Source organism: Lelliottia sp. RD5, assembly GCF_056032945.1.
In genome coordinates this window covers 1076990-1098616 of record NZ_JBVYHQ010000001.1, presented here as the reverse complement: position 1 = coordinate 1098616, position 21627 = coordinate 1076990, and the positions used below count along the sequence as shown (strand labels likewise).

Sequence of the window (21627 nt, the reverse complement as noted above, 5' to 3'; positions counted from 1 at the left end):
CGTTACCCGATTGTCATCAGGCTGGCGTTACCGCCCGCCGCCGCGGTGTTGACGCTTAGCGAGTGCTCCACGTACAGACGTTCCAGCAGCAGATTGGTTTCGCCACGGGCAAAGCCCTGAACCGACACAATCGCACCGTCGCGTGCCGCGACCTGCTCGCACAACTCGCGCAGCTGATCGGAATCACCGTGGTAAATCACCGCGTCAAAGGCCTGGGCCATCAGGACGTCGGCCTTCGCGAAGCGAATACGACTGGAGACCTCTTTCGGCAGCTGTTTTGCCAGGTCGCGGTGCAAACCGTCCTCCGGCCACAGCACTTCACAACCCGTTGCCATGGCGGCAGCAAGCTGAACCAGCGCATCCTGTTCACTATCCGCGACGCACAGCACGCGCTCGCGCGGCATCAGCGTCCATGTGTTGCGCTCGCCGGTTGGGCCAGGCAGCAGACGCTGCGTACCGGCCTGCGCCTGTTCGCCGTACTGCTGGCATAGCGCGCGTAATTCTGGGCGTTTTTCTGCCCATTTCACCAGCGCGTCCAGCGGTTGAGAAATCAGGGCTTTGACTTGCACATCGACCGGGCGCTCAGCATCCTGTCGCGCCAGCGTAATGCCTAACGCGTTTTCTGGACGATTCGCCAGCAGACGGTACAGATACAGCGGACCACCGGCTTTCGGACCGGTGCCGGATAACCCTTCGCCGCCAAACGGTTGCACGCCGACCACCGCGCCGACCATATTGCGGTTGACGTACAGGTTACCGACTTTCGCACTGCCGGTGACTTGCGCAATGGTTTCGTCGATACGGGTGTGTACGCCGAGCGTTAAGCCGTAGCCGGAGGCGTTGATTTGCTCCACCAGCGCTTCAAGGTTGTTGCGGCTATAGCGCACCACGTGCAGAACCGGGCCGAAGATCTCTTTTTTCAGCTCATCGAAGCTTGAAAGTTCAATCAGCGTCGGGGAGACAAACGTCCCGCTGTTCCACTCGCGGGCATCTTCGCTGTTTTCACGTACCGCCTGGAAGACCGGACGGCCCTTGGCGCGCATCGCCTGAATGTGCTGTTCGATATTGGCTTTGGCTTCGGCATCAATCACCGGCCCGATATCGGTGGTCAGGCGTCCTGGATTCCCCATCCGGCATTCGGCCATCGCACCGCGCAGCATTTTCAGCGTGTGATCGGCGATGTCGTCCTGCAGGCACAATACGCGCAGGGCGGAGCAACGCTGCCCGGCGCTGTCGAACGCCGAGGCCAGCACGTCCACCACCACCTGTTCGGTCAAGGCGGAAGAGTCGACGATCATGGCGTTCATCCCGCCGGTTTCGGCGATCAGAGGCGTCGGACGACCCTGCGGATCAAGGCGCGTCGCGATGTTTCGTTGCAGCAGCGTCGCCACTTCGGTCGAGCCGGTAAACATTACCCCGCGTACGCGATTATCGGACGTCAGCTTCGCACCGACGGTTTCGCCACGGCCGGGCAGAAGTTGCACTACGCCAGGCGGAACACCTGCTTCGAGCAGGATAGCGATCCCTTGCGCGGCAATGAGCGGCGTTTGCTCGGCAGGTTTTGCCAGCACGCTGTTACCGGCAGCCAGCGCGGCCGCGATCTGTCCGGTGAAAATCGCCAGCGGGAAGTTCCACGGGCTAATACAAACAACCGGGCCGAGCGGACGGTGGGTTTCGTTATCGAAATCGTTGCGCACCTGGCCTGCGTAATAATGCAGGAAATCGACCGCCTCGCGCACTTCGGCAATGGCATTGCTGAAGGTTTTACCCGCTTCGCGCACCAGAATGCCGATCAGTTGCTGCATCTGGTCTTCCATCAGGATCGCGGCGCGTTCCAGAATTGCCGCGCGCTCCTGCGGTGGTGTAGCAAACCAGATCGGCGCGTTATTGACGGCATTTTCCAGCGCCAGTTCCACTTCGCTCTCGGTGGCTTCGCGCACAAATCCGACAACATCTTTCGGTTCGGCCGGGTTAACAACGGGCTGCATTTCACCGGCGTCGACCGATTGCTCAAGAATCGGTTTGGCCTGCCATTTTTGCAGCGCGCTGTTGAGCAGGGCAGAGGAGAGCGACGCCAGGCGGTGTTCGTTCGCCAGATCCAGACCCGCAGAGTTGACGCGATCTTTCCCGTAGAGCTCACGCGGCAGGGGGATTTTCGGGTGCGGGAGGCCGATTTGGCCTTCCTGTGCCGCTAATTTTTCCACCGCCTGAACCGGATCTGCCACCAGCTCATCCAGCGGCAGGGTGGTGTCGGCGATGCGATTCACGAACGAGGTGTTTGCCCCGTTCTCGAGCAGGCGACGCACCAGATACGCCAGCAGCGTTTCATGCGTGCCGACCGGAGCATAAATGCGGCATGGGCGATTCAGCTTGCCATCCGCCACTTTGCCGGTGACCTGCTCATACAGCGGTTCACCCATGCCGTGCAGGCACTGGAATTCGTACTGGCCCGGATAGTAGTTTTGTCCAGCCAGGCTGTAAATCGCCGCCAGCGTATGGGCGTTGTGGGTGGCGAACTGCGGGTAAATCAGGTTCGGCACACCAAGCAGTTTTTTCGCACAGGCCAGATAAGAGACGTCGGTGTAGACCTTGCGGGTGTAAACCGGATAGCCTTCCAGGCCGTCCATTTGCGCACGTTTGATTTCGCTGTCCCAGTACGCGCCTTTCACCAGACGGATCATCAGGCGGCGACGGCTGCGAGAGGCCAAATCAATCAGGTAATCAATGACAAACGGGCAGCGTTTCAGGTAGGCCTGGATGACAAAACCAATCCCGTTCCAGCCCGCCAGCTCTGGCTCGAAGCACAGCTTTTCCAGCATATCGAGAGATATTTCCAGACGATCGGCCTCTTCGGCATCGATATTAATACCGATATCGTACTGGCGCGCCAGCAGGGTTAAAGACTTCAGGCGCGGATACAGTTCGTCCATCACGCGGCCATACTGCGCGCGGCTGTAGCGCGGGTGCAGGGCAGAAAGCTTGATCGAAATGCCCGGACCTTCGTAGATACCGCGGCCGTTAGAGGCTTTGCCAATCGCGTGGATCGCCTGCTGATAAGAGACCATGTACGCCTGCGCGTCGGCGGCGGTCAGTGCCGCTTCACCCAGCATATCGTAGGAGTAGCGGAACCCTTTGTCTTCGAGCTTGCGGGCGTTCGCCAGCGCTTCGGAAATGGTTTCCCCGGTCACGAACTGTTCGCCCATCAGGCGCATCGCCATGTCCACGCCTTTGCGGATTAGCGGTTCGCCGCTTTTGCCGATAATGCGGTTCAGCGAGCGTGACAGATTGGCTTCGTTATGGGTCGATACCAGCTTGCCAGTAAACAGCAGACCCCAGGTGGCGGCGTTTACGAACAGCGACGGGCTGCGGCCAATGTGCGAATGCCAGTTACCGTTGCTAATTTTGTCGCGGATCAGCGCATCGCGGGTGGCTTTATCCGGAATACGCAGCAGCGCTTCGGCCAGACACATCAGCGCCACCCCTTCCAGTGAAGAAAGAGAGAACTCCTGCAACAGTCCTTGCACCATTCCGGCGCGACCAGTCGCGGTTTTCTGGTTGCGCAGTTTGTCGGCGAGCTGATACGCCAGGCTGTGCGCCTGCGAGGCAATCGGTTCAGGAAGGCGGGCCTGCTCGAGCAGCATCGGTACGGCGTCGGTTTCGGCACGGCGATACGCGGCGGTGATGGCCGCGCGGCTAACGGACTGCGGCAGAATTTGTTCGGCGAAATCCAGGAAAGGTTGGTGATTTTCTTCGGCCGCGGGTGCCGTATCTTCGCTTTCGTTAGCTGCGCCGGCCAGCAGGGCAGGCAATTCCGGTAAACCGTCTTCACTTTCCAGACGTTCCAGATAATTGAAAATGGCCTGCTTAATTAACCAGTGCGGTGTGCGGTCAATTCGAGTGGCGGCGCTTTTAATCCGTTCGCGGGTCGCGTCATCCAGCTTAACCCCCATGGTGGTCATGCCCATGCCAAAACTCCTGTTGTGCTGTAGTAATGTTCTGTGGTTAGCGTGAAATATCCACCATGTTGCAACTTTGTGCAACCGCGTTAAATGTGACATGGTTTGCAAGCTGAAAAATGAATGAATTGTTAACGGAAGGTAAGCTGGAAAAAAGAGCTGGATTCTGCGTGTGAACCCTGTTTTTATGCGGCACTTAACACTTTTAAAAGGTGCAACCCGTAAAAGCGTGAGCGAGTGCAACCTCTGTAAAAGACGTATAAAACCAGGGATGAATTTGATGTAAATGCAGTGTTAAATCATTTGTGAAAGGGGAACGCTTACGGCAGGATACGCGCGCCCACAGAAACACATACACGCGTCACTACGTTCCGGTGATGAAATAATAAGGCGGCCGGGAAGGCTGTCGCTCGACATTTTGGAGAATTTGAATGGCTATTAGCACACCGATGCTGGTGACATTTCTCGTTTATATTTTTGGCATGATCCTGATAGGGTTTTTGGCATGGCGATCAACGAAAAATTTCGATGATTATATTCTGGGTGGACGCCGTTTAGGGCCGATGGTAACCGCGCTGTCTGCGGGCGCATCCGACATGAGCGGCTGGCTGCTGATGGGCCTGCCGGGTGCGATTTTCATCTCGGGGATCTCTGAAAGCTGGATTGCGATTGGCCTGACGCTGGGCGCATGGATCAACTGGAAGCTGGTGGCGGGGCGTCTGCGCGTTCACACCGAGTTGAATAACAATGCGCTGACGCTGCCGGATTATTTCACCGGCCGCTTTGAAGATAACAGCCGCATTCTGCGCATTATCTCCGCGCTGGTAATTTTGCTGTTCTTCACCATCTATTGTGCCTCCGGCATTGTGGCGGGCGCGCGTCTGTTCGAAAGCACCTTCGGGATGAGCTACGAAACGGCGCTGTGGGCCGGTGCCGCCGCGACCATCCTTTATACCTTTGTGGGTGGTTTCCTGGCGGTGAGCTGGACCGATACCGTGCAGGCGAGTTTGATGATCTTTGCGCTGATCCTGACGCCGGTAATTGTGGTTATCACGGTTGGCGGCTTTGGCGATTCGCTGGAAGTGATCAAACAGAAGAGCATTGAAAACGTCGATATGCTGAAAGGGCTTAACTTTGTCGCGATAGTTTCGCTGATGGGCTGGGGTCTGGGCTACTTTGGTCAGCCGCATATTCTGGCGCGTTTCATGGCTGCCGATTCTCACCACACCATCGTTCATGCCCGTCGAATCAGTATGACGTGGATGATCCTGTGTCTGGCCGGTGCGTGTGCCGTCGGCTTCTTCGGTATCGCCTACTTCACGACTAACCCGGCGTTGGCGGGGGCGGTTAATCAGAATGCCGAGCGCGTGTTTATCGAGCTGGCGCAGATTCTGTTTAACCCGTGGATCGCCGGTATTCTTCTGTCTGCCATTCTGGCGGCGGTGATGTCGACGCTGAGCTGTCAGCTGCTGGTGTGCTCCAGTGCGATTACGGAAGATCTGTATAAGGCTTTCCTGCGTAAAGGCGCGAGCCAGAAAGAGCTGGTGTGGGTCGGGCGCTTCATGGTGCTGGTGGTGGCGCTGGTGTCTATCGCGCTGGCCGCTAACCCGGAAAACCGCGTGCTGGGTCTGGTGAGCTACGCATGGGCAGGCTTTGGTGCCGCGTTTGGCCCTGTTGTGCTGTTCTCCGTGCTGTGGTCGCGCATGACGCGTAACGGCGCGCTGGCCGGGATGATCATCGGTGCGGTGACGGTCATCGTCTGGAAACAGTTTGCGTGGCTGGGCCTGTACGAAATCATTCCAGGCTTTATCTTCGGTAGCATCGGGATCGTGGTGTTCAGCCTGCTGGGCAAAGCACCGTCGGCGTCAATGCAAAAACGTTTTGCCGAAGCGGATGCACAGTACCATACGGCACCACCGTCTAAACTGCAGGCCGAGTAATTGATTCCAATTTACGCCCTCTCCGTTTAGGAAGAGGGCAGGGGTGAGGGGACATGCGACTCAGCGTGTCGTTCCGTTCACTTATTTTCCTGCTCAATGCCAGCGGAAAGGATGTCGCTGAAAATTAAAAAAATTGCAGCAATAGCTGGTCCGGCTGTAAATCGCCGAGTCGTTTCCTGTTGGCCGGGGCGACGCGCATGGATGCGCGGCGAGGGCGCATTTACAGGGATGTTACAGCGCCCGTCCCCGATTGCCAGAAGGAATAAGACGAGGGCACCGCATAGCGACGATTTTCTTGCCGGGAGCCCGGGTCGCCAGGGCGGCGGCGATTGAGCCGCCATGGCACGTTCACAAGTGCTCCGGTGAAAGAAAGCATAAATTTTAACGTGAACGTAACGACCAACACTGCCGCATATTTCCCTCACCCAAACGGGAGAGGGAAACCCTCATCCCTCTTGCTAAATCCCGCCATTTACGCTCATATCGCTGTGCTTATAACAATGAGGATAGCGAACAATGACAATCAAAACAGGGCTTATGGCTGCCGCGCTCTTGATGCTGGCAGGGTGTAACTCACCCACACACAGCGCCGCTGACGCCACCTGCAAAGCCGATAATCAGATGCAGCAGACCACGCTGTATTTCGGGCTGAACCGTCCGGCAGGGGAACCGATCACCGGTCAGGAGTGGCAGCAATTTGTGGATCAGGACGTGACGCCGCGTTTTCGTGATGGCTTAACGGTGTTTGATGCGCGCGGCCAATGGCTGGGCAATGACGGAAAAGTGGCGCGTGAGCCAAGCAAAGCGTTAATGCTGATCCACGGCAAAGATGCCCAGAGCGAGAAGAATATTGAAGCCCTGCGCGGGGTGTATAAATCACGGTTTGCGCAGGAATCGGTGATGCGCGTTGATCAGCCGGTCTGCGTTCAGTTCTAAGAAAACGGCGGGAAATCCCGCCGTTATTTTTTACAATACTAACCCGGCGAAGCTTGCCGACAGCAGGCTCACCAGCGTCGCGCCGTAGACCAGGCGCAAACCAAAGCGAGATACCACGTTTCCTTGCTGCTCGTTCAGGCCTTTAATCGCGCCCGCGATAATCCCGATGGACGCAAAGTTGGCAAAGGAGACCAGGAAGATCGACAGAATACCCAGGCCGCGCGGCGTCATTTGACCGGCTATTTTTTGCAGCTCAATCATGGCCACAAATTCATTCGCCACCAGTTTCGTCGCCATAATGCTGCCCGCATTTAACGCATCGCTCAGCGGAATGCCCACCAGCCACGCCAGCGGATAAAACACGTAGCCAAGAATTTGCTGGAAGCTTATGCCAAATACGCTGGAGAACAGGGCATTGATGGCGCTAATAATGGCAATAAAGCCGATTAGCATCGCCATAATAATCATCGCCACTTTAAAACCGGCCAGAATATACTCGCCCAGCATCTCAAAGAAACTCTGAGATTCGTGCAGTTTTTCCAGTTTGATTTCGGGTTCGGCTTCAGGTCGCGCTGGGTTGATGACCGACAAAATAATAAAGGTGCTGAACATATTCAGAATTAACGCAGCGACCACAAATTTGGCATCGAGCATAGTCATATACGCGCCGACAATCGACAGCGAAACGGTCGACATCGCCGTGGCAGCCATGGTGAACAGGCGTCGAGAAGAGAGATCGCCCAGCACACCTTTATACGCAATAAAGTTTTCCGACTGACCCAATATCAGAGAGCTGACGGCGTTAAACGATTCCAGTTTTCCCATGCCGTTCAGCTTGGACAGCAGCGTGCCGATAACGCGAATAAAAATCGGCAGAATTCGCCAGTGCTGGAGAATACCAATCAGCGCAGAGATGAAAATAATTGGGCATAAAACGCCGAGGAAAATGAACGCCAGCCCTTTTTCACCCATTCCACCAAAGACAAAGTTTGTTCCTTCTGCCGCAAATTTCAGCAGGGATTCAAAGAATCCGGAAACATATTTAATCACGAAGAGTCCGCTTTCCGCATGCAGGAAAAAGAACGCCAGCGCAATTTCAATGACAATAAGCTGTAAAACGTAGCGAATACGAATTTTTCGGCGGTCGAAACTCACCAGCCAGGCGAGCGCAAGAATAATCACCAGCGCCAGCAGGAAATGGACAAAGTTATACATTTTAAATTTTCAGCAGGTTATCGAAGCGCTTATTTAGCCATAGGGACTGGCAAGCGTAAATGGGCATTTACGTTATAAGTTATACACATAACGATAACGAATGAAATTATTAACAGGCGAGCGATTTACATCTCGTCATCAAAACCTCACATATTTCGCTTGTGTTTATTCACGCCGTAATGATAATCACTATCACAAGAATTTACCTTTCTTTGCATCAGTTGACCGCGATAAACATTTAAGGTGTCGGCATGTTTGTTCCATTTCTCATTATGTTACGTGAAGGTCTTGAAGCGGCCTTGATTGTCAGCTTGATCGCCAGCTATCTCAAGCGAACCCAACGCGGACGCTGGATCGGGGTGATGTGGATTGGCGTTTTCCTCGCCGCAGCGCTCTGCCTGGGCCTGGGTATTCTGATCAACGAAACCACCGGTGAATTCCCGCAAAAAGAACAGGAACTGTTCGAAGGCCTTGTCGCGGCGATCGCCGTGGTGATCCTCACCTGGATGGTGTTCTGGATGCGTAAAGTGTCGCGCAACGTCAAAGTTCAACTGGAGCAGGCGGTCGATAACGCGCTGCAAAAAAGCAACAGCCACGGCTGGGCGCTGATCCTGATGGTCTTTTTCGCCGTCGCGCGCGAAGGGCTGGAGTCGGTCTTTTTCCTGCTGGCTGCGTTCCAGCAGGATGTGGGGATCTGGCCACCTATTGGTGCGATGCTTGGTTTGGCAACCGCGGTGGTACTGGGCTTTATGCTGTATTGGGGCGGCATACGCCTGAATCTGGGCGCGTTCTTTAAGTGGACCAGCCTGTTTATTCTGCTGGTGGCAGCGGGTCTGGCTGCGGGTGCGATTCGCGCCTTCCACGAGGCAGGCCTGTGGAACCATTTCCAGGATGTTGCCTTCGATCTCAGCACGGTTCTCTCCACCCATTCGCTCATCGGGACTCTCCTCGAAGGCATTTTTGGCTATCAGGAAACGCCGAGCGTCAGCGAAGTGGCGATGTATTTCATCTATCTCATTCCGGCGCTGGTGTTGTTCTTTATGCCATCACGCCCCAGCACTCAGCCGTCGCGAACCGCGCCGTGAAGTGCACAGTGTATACACAAAATCATTCACGCTGGGTCAAGGCGGCAAGTCTGAAAGTCCCCAGGAGCTTACTCTGGTAAGTGACTGGGATGAGCAGACGCAGCTTGAAGGCTGACGTGTAGAGTTACAACATACTTTAGAAAGGGAAGAGTCATGGCAATTCAATTTCGTCGTAGTGCGTTACAGGTTGGTGTGGCAGCGCTGTTTGCGTATGCGTTTTCTGCTCAGGCGGCTGATGTTCCTCAGGTGAAAGTGACCGTGAACGATAAACAGTGTGAGCCGATGACTATCACGGTCAACAGCGGTAAAACGCAGTTTATTATTCAAAACCACAGCCAGAAGGCGCTGGAGTGGGAAATCCTCAAAGGCGTGATGGTTGTGGAAGAGCGTGAAAACATCGCGCCCGGTTTTAGTCAGAAAATGACCGCGAACCTGCAACCGGGCGAATACGACATGACCTGCGGACTGCTGACTAACCCGAAAGGCAAGCTGATCGTGAAAGGCGAAGCGACGGCCGATGCAGCAAAAGGCGAAGCGTTGCTGAGCCTCGGCACAGCGATCACTGCGTATAAAGCGTACGTCACGAAAGAGACCGCCGACCTGGTGGCCGGAACCAAAGCCTTTACCGACGCGGTGAAAGCGGGCGATATCGAAAAAGCGAAATCCCTGTATGCGCCAACGCGTCAGCATTATGAGCGCATCGAGCCGATCGCTGAGCTGTTCTCTGATCTCGACGGCAGCATTGACGCCCGTGAAGACGATTATGAGCAGAAAGCCGCCGATCCGAAGTTCACCGGTTTCCACCGTCTGGAGAAAGCGCTGTTTGGCGACAACTCCACCAAGGGCATGGAGAAATACGCTGAACAGCTCAATACCGACGTGCTGGAACTGCAAAAACGCATCAGCGAGCTGGCGTTCCCGCCATCAAAAGTAGTGGGTGGCGCGGCGGGCCTCATTGAAGAAGTGGCCGCCAGCAAAATCAGCGGCGAAGAAGATCGCTACAGCCATACTGACCTGTGGGACTTCCAGGCCAACGTCGAAGGCGCGCAGAAAATTGTCGATTTGCTCCGTCCGCAGCTGCAAAAAGATAACAGCGCACTGCTGGCCAAAGTGGATGCAAACTTCAAAAAAGTGAATACCATTCTGGCGAAATACCGCACCAAAGACGGGTATGAAACCTACGACAAGTTAACCGATGCGGATCGTAATGCGCTGAAAGGACCGATCACCACGCTGGCAGAAGATCTGGCTCAGCTGCGCGGCGTGCTGGGTCTGGACTAAGCATCATGAATGAGAAAGAAGAGTACGGCGTCGCGGAACCTTCCCGGCGTCGATTGCTGAAAGGCGTGGGGGCGCTGGGTGGTGCGCTCGCGCTGGCAGGCGGCTGCCCGGTAGCGCATGCGGCAAAACCGGAGAGCGCGCCGGGCACGCTCTCCCCCAATGCGCGGATGGAAACGCAGCCGTTTTACGGCGAGCATCAGGGCGGAATTTTGACGCCGCAGCAGGCGGCCATGATGGTGGTCGCCTTTGACTCGCTGGCAAGCGACAAAGCGGATCTGGAACGTCTGTTCCGCGTGCTGACGAAACGTATCGCGTTTCTGACGGCAGGCGGCCCGGCGCCAGAAAAGCCTAACCCGCGCATGCCGCCGATGGATTCAGGAATTCTGGGGCCATTTATTGCCCCGGATAATCTGACCGTAACGGTTTCGGTCGGCGACTCGCTGTTTGACGCGCGCTATGGTCTGGAGAAGCACAAGCCGAAAACGCTGCAGAAGATGACGCGTTTTCCTAATGATTCTCTGGATGCGGCGCTGTGTCATGGCGATCTGCTGATCCAGATCTGCGCCAACACCCAGGATACGGTGATCCACGCGCTGCGCGATATCATCAAGCACACGCCGGATTTACTCAGCGTGCGCTGGAAGCGTGAAGGATTTATCTCCGATCACGCGGCGCGAAGCCAGGGGAAAGAGACCCCTGTCAACCTGCTTGGTTTCAAAGATGGTACGGCTAATCCGGACAGCACTGACGCCGCACTGATGAAAAGCGTGGTGTGGACGACGGCGGACCAGGGTGAGCCCGCATGGACCGTTGGTGGGAGCTATCAGGCGGTGCGGATTATCCAGTTCCACGTTGAGTTCTGGGATCGTACGCCGCTTAAAGAGCAGCAGACGATTTTCGGTCGGGATAAGCAAAGCGGTGCGCCGCTGGGCATGAAAAACGAGCATGACGTGCCGGATTACGCGCGCGATCCTGATGGCGATACCATTGCCCTGGACAGTCATATTCGTCTGGCCAACCCGCGTACCCCGGAAACCCAGTCGAATCTGATGATGCGCCGTGGATACAGCTATTCTCTGGGCGTCACTAACTCCGGTCAGCTGGACATGGGGCTGCTGTTTGTCTGCTATCAGCACGATCTGGAAAAGGGCTTCTTGACCGTGCAAAAACGCTTAAACGGCGAAGCGCTGGAAGAGTACATAAAACCTATCGGCGGCGGCTATTTCTTTGCTCTGCCAGGCGTGCGCGGTGAAGGCGCGTATCTCGCCCAAGGCCTGATCGAAGCGTAAATTTATCCCCGTGATACTTCGCGGGGATATTATTTTTTCGTATGTCTATCTCTCTGTTATATTTCTGTAATATTCCTGTAAGAGACTCATCTTAGCTGCAGGAGTGGTCTTTAAGTTGCACTCAGGTAAAATAAATGTTGCATTTATGATAAATCCTGATGTAATTATTATAAGACGGCGGTAGTTCCCGGCAGTGATATCGAATCACTATGGAGATCGCGAATGGTTGGGTCCTGTATTGGACATAAGCAATACCACAACCGCAACACCCAGCGCGGAGGCTCTGACTCCGGCAGCGATTTCTTCACCACAAAATTCTCCTCCCCGATGCATAAACATGACTTTTCCGACATACAGAGCGGTGCGCATAGCCGTTCGGTTGTGTCATTCAAAAAGGCAAGCAATGGCTTAGAAGGAAGCCAACCCTCAGATGTTCGTTTGCATGATCGCGCCGCGAATGGTGGTGCGTGTGATGAATTCCAACAACTCAAGGTGCTATCCATGGGAAGACAAAAAGCAGTGATCAAAGCTCGTCGTGAAGCAAAACGTGTGCTGAGACGGGATTCACGTAGCCATAAACAGCGTGAAGAAGAATCGGTCACCTCGCTTGTGCAGATGAGTGGCGTAGAAGCAATTGGCATGGCGCGGGACAGCCGCGATCATTCACCTATTGAAGCGCGTAATGAAGCTCAGGCGCACTACCTGAATGCTATCGAGAGTAAACAGCTGATCTTCGCCACCGGTGAAGCCGGATGCGGGAAAACCTGGATCAGTGCTGCTAAGGCGGCGGAGGCTCTGATTCATAAGGATGTGGACAGAATTATCGTCACCCGTCCGGTATTGCAGGCCGATGAAGATCTCGGCTTCTTGCCCGGCGACATCTCAGAGAAATTTGCCCCGTATTTCCGACCCGTTTATGACGTGCTGGTGAAACGCCTGGGTGCCTCTTTTATGCAGTACTGCCTGCGACCAGAGATTGGTAAGGTGGAAATCGCGCCGTTCGCCTATATGCGCGGACGTACATTTGAAAATGCGGTCGTGATTCTTGACGAGGCTCAGAACGTGACTGCTGCGCAAATGAAAATGTTTTTAACGCGCCTCGGGGAAAATGTGACCGTTATCGTCAATGGCGATATCACCCAATGCGATTTGCCGTCGGGCGTGAAGTCTGGCCTGAGCGACGCAATGTCACGTTTTGTTGAAGACGATATGGTCGGTGTGGTGCGTTTCACGAAAGACGACTGTGTGCGTTCGGCGCTTTGCCAGCACACGTTAAACGCCTATTACTGAGTGCGCCGTTGCTTTCAAGGCCCGGGAAACCGGGCTTTGTTTTGTCAGCAACGTGTTGTAGCAGACGTTATGTGATAAACATCAGACGAAAAAAAGCCCGAATTTTCATGCGGGCTCTTCTTTTAATATGGCGGTGAGAGAGGGGTTCGAACCCTCGATACGTTGCCGTATACACACTTTCCAGGCGTGCTCCTTCAGCCACTCGGACACCTCACCGTATTGTTCTGCTGCCTTACCGCGTAGGGGGCAACGGGGCGCTACTATAGGGAGTTGCGCTAAAACGGTCAAGCTTATTTTGTGTATGGACGGCTGTTCGGTTAAGCAATAATCACTCTCACGAATAGGTTAGCGTCAATGAAGGAGAATGTGAGCCAGGAGCGGGTAAAATGGCGTTTCGACAGACGAAAAAAAAGCCCGCATTTTCATGCGAGCTCTTCTTCAAATATGGCGGTGAGAGAGGGGTTCGAACCCTCGATACGTTGCCGTATACACACTTTCCAGGCGTGCTCCTTCAGCCACTCGGACACCTCACCGTATTGTCATCCCGATGCTGCTGGGACGGGCGATAATGTAAGGAAAAGCCGAACTGCCGTCAATCAACTTTTTCAGTTATTTAGCATGTTGAGACAAACTTTAAGCAACATGATTCCTGAATGTGCTGAAAGCGTCTCTTTTATCAGCAACGCAGTTTCCAGATAAATTTGTTATGCTGGCAATCCAGTTGAAAATGCACATAAAACAGCGAAATAAAAGGCAGGAGTCATTATGGATATCATCTTTTATCACCCGACGTTTGATAACCCTCACTGGATTAACGCGCTGACGACAGCTCTGCCTGGCGCACGCGTTCGTGAGTGGAAGCGCGGCGATAATGAACATGCCGATTACGCGTTAGTCTGGCATCCGCCAGTAGAGATGCTGCAGGGGCGTGACCTGAAAGCGGTGTTTGCCCTTGGGGCGGGTGTCGATTCGATTCTGAGTAAACTGAAAGCCCATCCGGAAATGCTGCCAGAACATATTCTATTGTTCCGGCTCGAAGATACCGGAATGGGTCAGCAGATGCAGGAATATGCCGTTAGCCAGGTGCTGCACTGGTTCCGCCGTTTTGATGATTACCAGGCGCTCAAGCTGAAATCTCAGTGGGAACCGCTGCCCGATTATCAGCGTGAAGATTTTACCGTCGGTATTTTGGGCGCAGGGGTACTGGGTTCAAAGGTTGCCGAAGCGCTCGCACCGTGGGGATTCCCGCTGCGTTGCTGGAGCCGCAGCCGCAAAACGTATCCCGGTGTACAAAGCTTCGCTGGGGGGGAAGAACTCCCGGCATTTTTAAAGGGCACGCGTGTGCTGATTAACCTGCTGCCGAACACCGCAGAAACCGTGGGGATTATCAACAAAGGCCTGCTCAACCAGCTGGCGGATCAAAGCTATTTGATGAACCTGGCGCGCGGCGTTCATGTGGTTGAGCACGATCTCATTGACGCCCTGAATACGGGCAAGCTCAAAGGCGCCATGCTGGATGTGTACAGCAGTGAGCCGTTGCCGGTCGAAAGCCCGCTGTGGGCGCATCCGCGCGTGGCGATGACCCCGCATATCGCGGCGGTGACGCGTCCAGCAGAAGCCGTGGAGTATATTGCCCGTACCATCACTCATCTGGAACAGGGAAAAGCAGCCACCGGGCAGGTCAACAGACAGCTTGGCTACTGATTCAGGCATGAGTCAAACCCGGCGCTGGCCGGGTTTTTGCTAATATTCACCCCCCATTCCTGCTATCCTTTGGTAAAACATCAGAGGAGAGACCGATGTATCCCGTTGACCTGCATATGCACACCGTCGCCAGTACCCATGCTTACAGCACCCTCCATGACTACATCGCGCAAGCCCGGCTGAAAGGCATCAAGCTTTTCGCCATTACCGATCACGGTCCTGATATGGCTGATGCGCCGCACTATTGGCATTTTGTGAATATGCGTATCTGGCCACGCCTGGTTGATGGCGTCGGGATACTGCGTGGTATTGAGGCCAATATTAAAAATACGGACGGCGAAATCGACTGTACTGGCCCAATGCTCACGTCTCTGGACATGATTATCGCCGGTTTTCATGAGCCGGTGTTCCCGCCGCAGGATAAGGACACCCACACTCAGGCAATGATTGCGACGATTGCCAGCGGCAACGTGCACATTATCAGCCATCCCGGCAATCCTAAATTCCCTATCGATATTCAGGCCGTGGCGCAAGCGGCGGCCAAACATCGTGTGGCGTTGGAAATCAACAACTCTTCCTTTATTCACTCCCGAATCGGCAGTGAAGCGAACTGTCGTGCCGTCGCGGCGGCTGTGCGTGATGCGGGCGGAATGGTTGCGCTGGGATCTGATTCTCACACGGCGTTTACATTGGGTGAGTTTACCGAGTGTCGGAAAGTGCTTGATGAGGTGGGGTTCCCGGAAGAGAGAATTCTTAACGTCACGCCGCGTCGTATGCTCGATTTCCTTGAGTCGCGCGGCATGCCTCGTATCCCTGAATTTGCAGATCTTTAATAGTGTAATGGAAAATTAAATGAACGAGTTTTCAATCCTTTGCCGCGTACTGGGCACCTTGTATTACCGTCAGCCGCAGGATCCGCTGCTGGTGCCGCTGTTTACGCTGATTCGCGAAGGCAAGCTCGCGGAAAACTGGCCCCTGGAGCAGGACGAGCAACTGCAACGTCTGCAAAAAAGCTGCGATATGCAGCAGATTGCGGCGGACTACAACGCCCTGTTTGTCGGCGAAGAGTGCCGTGTATCGCCGTATCGTTCGGCATGGGAAGAGGGCGCAACGGAAGCTGAAGTGCGCGCGTTTCTGTCCGAGCGTGGAATGCCGCTGACGGATGCCCCTGCCGATCACATTGGCACCCTGTTGTTGGCCGCGTCCTGGATTGAAGATCATGCCGGGGAAGATGAAAGCGAAGCACTCGAAACGCTGTTTGCCGATTATCTGTTGCCGTGGTGCGGCGCTTTCCTCGGGAAAATCGAAGCGCATGCCACGTCGCCTTTTTGGCGGACAATGGCCCCATTGACCCGCGATGCCGTGTCGGCCATGTGGGATGAATTACAGGAAGAACACGAAGAGTGATTTGAATCACATTTTAAATGCAACGATGTATTCTGGTTTGCATAAAATGTGCTCATGATCTCATTTCATGGCCGCGTATCTGATAAGATGCGCGCCATGAACATACTCCTTTCTATCGCAATCACGACAGGCATTCTCTCCGGACTTTGGGGATGGGTGGCTGTGTCTCTTGGTTTACTCAGTTGGGCGGGATTCCTGGGCTGTACGGCCTATTTCGCGTGCCCACAGGGCGGGCTTAAAGGACTGTTCATCTCAGGATGTACCATGATGAGCGGCGTGGTGTGGGCGTTAATTATCATGAAGGGCAGTGCGCTGGCACCGCATCTTGAGATCGTGGGCTATATGATGACGGCCGTGGTGGCTTTTTTAATGTGCATCCAGGCGAAGCATCTGTTGCTGTCATTTGTTCCTGGAACCTTTATTGGCGCATGCGCGACGTTTGCCGGTCAGGGCGACTGGAAAATGATCGTCCCGTCTTTGCTACTGGGCCTGGTGTTTGGTTATGCCATGAAAAACAGCGGGCTGTGGCTGGCTGCGCGACGGGAAAGGGCGCAAAACGTTACCGTATTAAGTAAATAAAAAAGCGAGACCCATGGGTCTCGCTTTTCTTTTGCGCTTCTGAATCAGGATTCAGGAGGCACAGACATTTCGCGGTATTTCACCAGAATGTCATTTTTCACTTCATTTTTATTCTGCAGGTCCCACAAGCCGCGATCGATACCGTCATTAATCAGGAAGATAACCCCTGTTTCGATGGCTGACATCAGGCACATCATGACCGGTTCGTTCGAGGTGTAGCCGATTTCACCTTCCAGCAGACGCTGATAGTCGATGAAGCGGAACACACCGGCCTGAACCTCATACGAAAGAATCGTTTTGCTGGTCGTCACCGATGAAAGCACCTCACCTGTGCTCACGTTGACCACTCGCAGGTTGACGGCAATCTGGTCGAGCTGGTATTGCGTGTCAGCCCCGATACCAAAATAACGTGCCCCGACACCGCCCGATTTCACATTACTTTCATAACCGATAATTGACCCTTCAACCATCACGTTGGCCGCCACGAGCGATTGTAACGGCACGCGGTTGTTCATGCCTACGGTACCATTCTCCTGAGCTGCGCGAATGATTTTGCGTTCATTCAGCAGGTTTTGCAGTCCCTGACGTTCCAGCGGAATAAACCAGCGTGAATCCTTGAGCGCTGTCACCAGCATCGCGGTGGCACTTTGCGGTACTGCGGTCGAGAAGTTACTTGCCGGATACGGTTTAAACTGACCGGTTTCATCCTGAATGTTATATACCGAGACAAAGATCTTGCCTGTCGGCATTGGGAGATGCGTTAAATCACGATAACTTTGAGCCCGAGGCATTAATGTTGGTTTCGCGGCTTCTTTGGGCGGAGCAGTTAAACAACCGCTCAATAAGCACACTGCAACAAGAATCAGAAAGCGCTGCATGAGTATTGTCCTTATTTCGAGGTTGTTTAAAAGTCAGCTGAATTATTGGCCAGACCGGAAACCTGGATCGTGGATGTTTTACCCGTTTTCCGGTCGGTGACATTCAACTGCAGTTGCCCATCTTTATTAGCAATATCGACGATAAAATCATTGGTCACCATACGACCTGGTTTACCGGTATTAATATTCGTTAATAAGCCGCCTAATATTTGCGACTGAATAGCCTGAGTAAAGTTATCCAGTGCAGAAGGCGTTTCGATGCCGAAATCGTCTTTGTAACTGGGGTCTTTATATGAGTTTTGAGCCTGGGCTTCATTCAGTAAGAATGCCCCGTTATTCGGATTGCCGCCAAAGTTAGGGTTGCGGAACTGGAAAGTCATATTCCCGGCCCAGCTCAGTGGAGCAATCAGCATTAATGAAATCACTGTGTGTGCGAGACGCATTACAGCCTCCGGATATTATTCGTCGTCAGAATTCATCTTTTGCTAAATCGCCAGTGCTCAGGAGAGCCTTGTCGATTTGCAGGCGATTTACCGCATCTTCGGTCTGTGCCAGTGCAAAACTTACGTTTTGATCAAAGTCTCGTTTCGTCGGGAATAAAAAGGTCTGGTAAATAACGTCCTGATTAATCGTTATTGTGATCCAGCTTCCCCATCGAGCACTGGGACGCTCATTGATTGTTAAGTTGCCTGGATAATCACTTTCCCATTTGTCGCTAAATGCCCGGTAAAAATCGTGGCCGATAGATGAGACAGTGTGGTCAGTTAACAATCCGGGAACTTCCACTTCAACAGCGTGAAGGTTCCCGGCAGCAAGCAGAAAACCCGCTGCCGCTATCCAACTCAACGTGCGTTTCATGTTATTAACGCCTGAGATTATCGTTTGCCCATGAAACAGCCTGAGTCCTGTTTTTAACAGCTATCTTCTTGAAAAGATTATAGAGATGTGTCTTAACGGTATTTTCGCTGATAAATAAAGAACGGGCGATTTCAATATTTGAAGAACCGATGCGTAATTTATTCAGGATCTCTTTTTCACGGTGCGTCAGCAGCGCGGATTCTGAACTGTTATAGCGATAATTTCCGGAGTGAGTGATGAGATAGCTGGCAAGCTTTTGGGAAAAGTAACACTCTCCGCGCAAAATACCTTGCAGCCCTTCTACCACACGCGTCTCGTCTTCTGTGACGTAAAAGACGCCATTAATATGCGGCCAGCTTTCAATATCCCGGAAAGGATATTCGTCAGGAGTGTTCAATAATAGCGAACGGATATTATTGTTTTTCCTGCTTAAGTTATCCTGCCAGTAATGAATAAGCTTTTTATCGGCTTCCATCATGTCGAAAAGAATGATGCTGCCAGGAACAATATCATCGAAAGAACGTTGAATATTATGCAGTTTCCCATTCAAGCAAAGAGATTGCTTCAAATGCTGTAATAAGGCTGTCGCTTGCAAGGACGGCTTAGTGATCAACAGTAATGTATGACCTTGTAAACTATGGACTTCATTAAACATGATGAAACCCCACTTTTTATAACACCTGGCAGCCGTCCCCCTGAAATATACAAGGGGACACCAGAGGTACTGACAGATGTAGGACTGCTGTGTGTAGAATCTGAACATAACCTCTAGAGAGAGGTAAATATTAAAAAATACTCCGTACTGCTGATTTCAATCTAGCTATTACGATTTTTAAATCAAGTGTTAATGGTGTAACAGAATGTAAAAATCAATATTAAATTGTTAATTTAAGGCCGTGGAATTGTTTAGTTATGATAAAAAAGTTGTACACAATAATTCTTCTGCACACATTTTAAAAATCATACAAATAATTATATTCAATTGATTTATAAGCATAATAATTATTAATGTCACTGCTATTTCAGGTATGAGTTCGTCGTGATGTCTACGACTTCCTTTGTGATCGGAATGCTCTTAAGAAATCGAGTGAGTTGTGACGAGTGAGTCATGTTACCCCTCTCATATGCGCAGTGACATTGATGAAGTTGAGAGGGGAAGCAGCCTGGCAGGGCACGCAAGTATTCTGTCAAAATATTTATAAAGAATACTAAGTCCCGCTGGCAACAGCATATTTCAGCATTAATTAATACTTTGAGGTGACTCTTTAAATAAAAATAAGTCGCGCGGGTGAGATATTTAAATTGTTTCGGTGGACATACTCTTCATCGTAACGCGGCGTTAACAAAAAACGAATCGCGTTAACACCGAGATGTTTATTTAGCCAGGTCCAGGTGACAACATGAAAAACAGAACGTTATTTATGATGTTTACATTACTGGGTGCGCCTGGGTTATCAATCGCGGCAGGTTCGGATTTGGCAAATTCGGAATACAACTTCGCGGTTAATGAATTAAGTAAGTCTTCATATAATCAGGCAGCCATTATTGGTCAACAAGGCGTGAGTAATAACGCAGAAGTTCGTCAGGGCGGTTCAAAATTACTGTCCGTTGTTTCTCAGGAAGGTGGAAGCAATAGAGCGAAAGTTGATCAATCAGGGACTTACAACCTTGCTTATATTGATCAGTCCGGCAACGGGAACGATGCAAGTATTCAGCAGGGTGCTTTTGGTAATACCGCGATGATTATTCAGAAAGGTTCGGGTAACAGAGCGAGTATTACGCAGTATGGTACGCAAAAAACAGCAGTTGTTGTTCAGAGACAGTCGCAAATGGCTATTCGCGTTATCCAACGCTAACTATTTCGACGACTTAAATCAATCCGATGGGGGTTTACCATGAAACTTTTCAAAGTGGCAGCAATCGCAGCAATCGTAGTTTCTGGCAGTGCTCTGGCTGGTTCAATTCCACAATACGGCCACGGTGGTGGTTGGGGTGGCGGTAATAGCGGTCCTAACTCCACACTGAGTATTTACCAGTCCGGTGGCGGTAACTCAGCTGTTGCTCTGCAATCTAATGCAAAAGATTCTGAACTGTCTATTTCTCAGCACGGTGGAGGTAACGGTGCTGATGTTGGTCAAGGTTCTGATGACAGCTCTATCGAACTGGTGCAGAACGGCTTTGGTAACAGCGCAACCCTCGATCAGTGGAATGGTAAAGATTCTACAATGACTGTTAAACAGTTCGGCGGCGGCAACGGCGCAGCAGTAGACCAGACCGCATCTGGCTCAACTGTGTCTGTTACTCAGGTTGGTTTCGGCAACAACGCAACTGCGCATCAGTACTAATACGCACTCTGTGCTACAAAAAAACAGGGCATAGGCCCTGTTTTTTTTCGGGAGTTTATCATGCATACCCTTCTGCTCCTCGCTGCGCTCTCCAGCCAAATTACCTTTAAAACGACACAAAATGGGGACATGACGACCATTATTCCCCAGGTGACGTTATCCGAGCCTTGTGTGTGCCAGGTTCAAATCACCTCTTCCCGACAAGGGGGAGGCGGGCAAAGTACCTCTAGTCAGCGGAATACGCTTTCTCTTCCTGCGAATCAGGCCATTGATTTGTCCAGGCTCAGTTTGAATATTAGCCCTAAAGATTCTGTGAAAATTGTCGTTACTGTTACCGATGGGAAATCACTTCATTTATCGCAACAGTGGCCGACTTCTGAATGAAACATTCACGAAATCAATGCATTGTATAATTTGGCGGTTCCCAATGAATCTCTCTATGCTCTAGATAAGGAATGCACGACACCCATCAAGGATGATTTCTCATTGAGGAACCAATCCATGGTCGCGTTCAGTATAAAAATGATGTTAGGTGTGGGGATGATGCTTTCATCTGCTCTGATACCGGCTTTTTCGGCAACGATTGTTAACGGCGGTGTTATTCATTTCCGTGGGATGATTGTCGAGGATCCGTGTGAAATTACACCGCAAAAGCAGCAGTTTGCGCTTTCCTGTCCTAAAGACGGGAAGATGCAAACGACTCAGGTCAGCTATCAGGATGCCGTTAGCGGTCGCAACGTCAATCCAGATATCGCCAGGGTCAGCATGAAATACATCAATCCAGAAAAGTCATTGGCCATTGTGCAAATAGACTATCGCTAAGCCAAAGCCCTCCGTCCGGTGGCGGGGGGCTTTTCTGATCAA

Annotated in this window: 20 protein-coding genes and 2 tRNA genes; 14 read left to right on the top strand and 8 right to left on the bottom strand. The window is 52.5% G+C overall.

What is annotated here, in order from left to right; translation table 11 throughout:
• Positions 1–2: 2 nt before the first annotated feature.
• Positions 3–3965 (bottom strand): trifunctional transcriptional regulator/proline dehydrogenase/L-glutamate gamma-semialdehyde dehydrogenase, encoded by a 3963-nt coding sequence (gene putA / locus AC0LWE_RS05565; RefSeq protein ID WP_219346791.1) that lies wholly within the window; start codon positions 3963–3965, stop codon positions 3–5.
• A 422-nt stretch (positions 3966–4387) separates the two neighbouring features.
• On the opposite strand from putA, the gene putP reads away from it, so the two are divergent.
• The gene (gene putP, locus AC0LWE_RS05560; RefSeq protein ID WP_131487563.1) at positions 4388–5896 is read left to right on the top strand and encodes a sodium/proline symporter PutP; all 1509 of its coding nucleotides are present in this window, start codon (positions 4388–4390) and stop codon (positions 5894–5896) included.
• 516 nt (positions 5897–6412) lie between these two features.
• A complete protein-coding gene (locus AC0LWE_RS05555; RefSeq protein ID WP_202694719.1) occupies positions 6413–6832 on the top strand; it encodes a DUF3574 domain-containing protein in 420 nt (139 codons plus the stop codon).
• Between the two features lie 30 nt (positions 6833–6862).
• Here AC0LWE_RS05555 and AC0LWE_RS05550 read toward each other — a convergent pair whose 3' ends face one another.
• The gene (locus AC0LWE_RS05550) at positions 6863–8047 is read right to left on the bottom strand and encodes a NupC/NupG family nucleoside CNT transporter (protein ID WP_059178363.1); all 1185 of its coding nucleotides are present in this window, start codon (positions 8045–8047) and stop codon (positions 6863–6865) included.
• A 251-nt stretch (positions 8048–8298) separates the two neighbouring features.
• Between AC0LWE_RS05550 and efeU the strand changes: the two genes are divergently transcribed.
• The 4 genes from efeU (at position 8299) to phoH (ending at position 12992) form a co-directional block, all read left to right on the top strand.
• Complete coding sequence (efeU, locus tag AC0LWE_RS05545; RefSeq protein ID WP_202694718.1) at positions 8299–9132, top strand: iron uptake transporter permease EfeU; 834 nt, start codon at positions 8299–8301, stop codon at positions 9130–9132.
• Positions 9133–9285: 153 nt separating this feature from the next.
• Positions 9286–10413: an iron uptake system protein EfeO gene (gene efeO, locus AC0LWE_RS05540; RefSeq protein WP_059178361.1), complete on the top strand. Its 1128-nt coding sequence runs from the start codon at positions 9286–9288 to the stop codon at positions 10411–10413.
• A gap of 5 nt (positions 10414–10418) precedes the next feature.
• The gene (gene efeB, locus AC0LWE_RS05535; protein WP_474264986.1) at positions 10419–11702 is read left to right on the top strand and encodes an iron uptake transporter deferrochelatase/peroxidase subunit; all 1284 of its coding nucleotides are present in this window, start codon (positions 10419–10421) and stop codon (positions 11700–11702) included.
• A 501-nt stretch (positions 11703–12203) separates the two neighbouring features.
• Positions 12204–12992, top strand: coding sequence for a phosphate starvation-inducible protein PhoH (gene phoH / locus AC0LWE_RS05530; protein WP_041689363.1), 789 nt, complete (start codon positions 12204–12206; stop codon positions 12990–12992).
• A gap of 128 nt (positions 12993–13120) precedes the next feature.
• Here the strand turns inward: phoH and AC0LWE_RS05525 are convergent.
• Positions 13121–13208 (bottom strand) — tRNA-Ser (locus AC0LWE_RS05525).
• A gap of 229 nt (positions 13209–13437) precedes the next feature.
• Positions 13438–13525 (bottom strand) — tRNA-Ser (locus AC0LWE_RS05520).
• 232 nt (positions 13526–13757) lie between these two features.
• On the opposite strand from AC0LWE_RS05520, the gene ghrA reads away from it, so the two are divergent.
• The 4 genes from ghrA to AC0LWE_RS05500 all read left to right on the top strand — a co-directional run bounded on the left by ghrA (position 13758) and on the right by AC0LWE_RS05500 (position 16682).
• Positions 13758–14696: a glyoxylate/hydroxypyruvate reductase GhrA gene (gene ghrA, locus AC0LWE_RS05515; protein ID WP_219346790.1), complete on the top strand. Its 939-nt coding sequence runs from the start codon at positions 13758–13760 to the stop codon at positions 14694–14696.
• Positions 14697–14791: 95 nt separating this feature from the next.
• A complete protein-coding gene (locus tag AC0LWE_RS05510) occupies positions 14792–15529 on the top strand; it encodes a phosphatase (protein ID WP_131487556.1) in 738 nt (245 codons plus the stop codon).
• Between the two features lie 19 nt (positions 15530–15548).
• Positions 15549–16103, top strand: coding sequence for a TorD/DmsD family molecular chaperone (locus AC0LWE_RS05505; protein ID WP_059178356.1), 555 nt, complete (start codon positions 15549–15551; stop codon positions 16101–16103).
• A gap of 96 nt (positions 16104–16199) precedes the next feature.
• Positions 16200–16682, top strand: coding sequence for a DUF1097 domain-containing protein (locus AC0LWE_RS05500; RefSeq protein WP_202667007.1), 483 nt, complete (start codon positions 16200–16202; stop codon positions 16680–16682).
• Positions 16683–16726: 44 nt separating this feature from the next.
• Here the strand turns inward: AC0LWE_RS05500 and csgG are convergent, their stop codons facing one another.
• From csgG to csgD, 4 genes are read right to left on the bottom strand one after another with little or no spacing between them, the layout of a single operon-like run.
• The gene (gene csgG / locus AC0LWE_RS05495; RefSeq protein ID WP_059178355.1) at positions 16727–17560 is read right to left on the bottom strand and encodes a curli production assembly/transport protein CsgG; all 834 of its coding nucleotides are present in this window, start codon (positions 17558–17560) and stop codon (positions 16727–16729) included.
• Positions 17561–17586: 26 nt separating this feature from the next.
• Complete coding sequence (gene csgF, locus AC0LWE_RS05490; RefSeq protein ID WP_059178354.1) at positions 17587–18003, bottom strand: curli production assembly/transport protein CsgF; 417 nt, start codon at positions 18001–18003, stop codon at positions 17587–17589.
• A gap of 25 nt (positions 18004–18028) precedes the next feature.
• Positions 18029–18418 (bottom strand): curli production assembly/transport protein CsgE, encoded by a 390-nt coding sequence (gene csgE / locus AC0LWE_RS05485; RefSeq protein ID WP_059178353.1) that lies wholly within the window; start codon positions 18416–18418, stop codon positions 18029–18031.
• Positions 18419–18422: 4 nt separating this feature from the next.
• Positions 18423–19073 (bottom strand): biofilm master transcriptional regulator CsgD, encoded by a 651-nt coding sequence (csgD, locus tag AC0LWE_RS05480; RefSeq protein ID WP_059178352.1) that lies wholly within the window; start codon positions 19071–19073, stop codon positions 18423–18425.
• Between the two features lie 745 nt (positions 19074–19818).
• Between csgD and csgB the strand changes: the two genes are divergently transcribed.
• From csgB to AC0LWE_RS05460, 4 genes are all read left to right on the top strand, one after another.
• On the top strand, positions 19819–20274 hold the full coding sequence (gene csgB, locus AC0LWE_RS05475) for a curli minor subunit CsgB (RefSeq protein WP_174342106.1): 456 nt from the start codon (positions 19819–19821) through the stop codon (positions 20272–20274).
• A gap of 39 nt (positions 20275–20313) precedes the next feature.
• Positions 20314–20763 carry a curli major subunit CsgA gene (csgA, locus tag AC0LWE_RS05470; protein ID WP_202667006.1) on the top strand — a complete coding sequence of 150 codons (450 nt, stop codon included), beginning with the start codon at positions 20314–20316 and terminating at the stop codon, positions 20761–20763.
• A 60-nt stretch (positions 20764–20823) separates the two neighbouring features.
• Positions 20824–21147 carry a curli assembly chaperone CsgC gene (csgC, locus tag AC0LWE_RS05465; RefSeq protein ID WP_072241792.1) on the top strand — a complete coding sequence of 108 codons (324 nt, stop codon included), beginning with the start codon at positions 20824–20826 and terminating at the stop codon, positions 21145–21147.
• 117 nt (positions 21148–21264) lie between these two features.
• A complete protein-coding gene (locus AC0LWE_RS05460; protein WP_202667004.1) occupies positions 21265–21585 on the top strand; it encodes a type 1 fimbrial protein in 321 nt (106 codons plus the stop codon).
• The last annotated feature ends 42 nt before the right edge of the window (positions 21586–21627 follow it).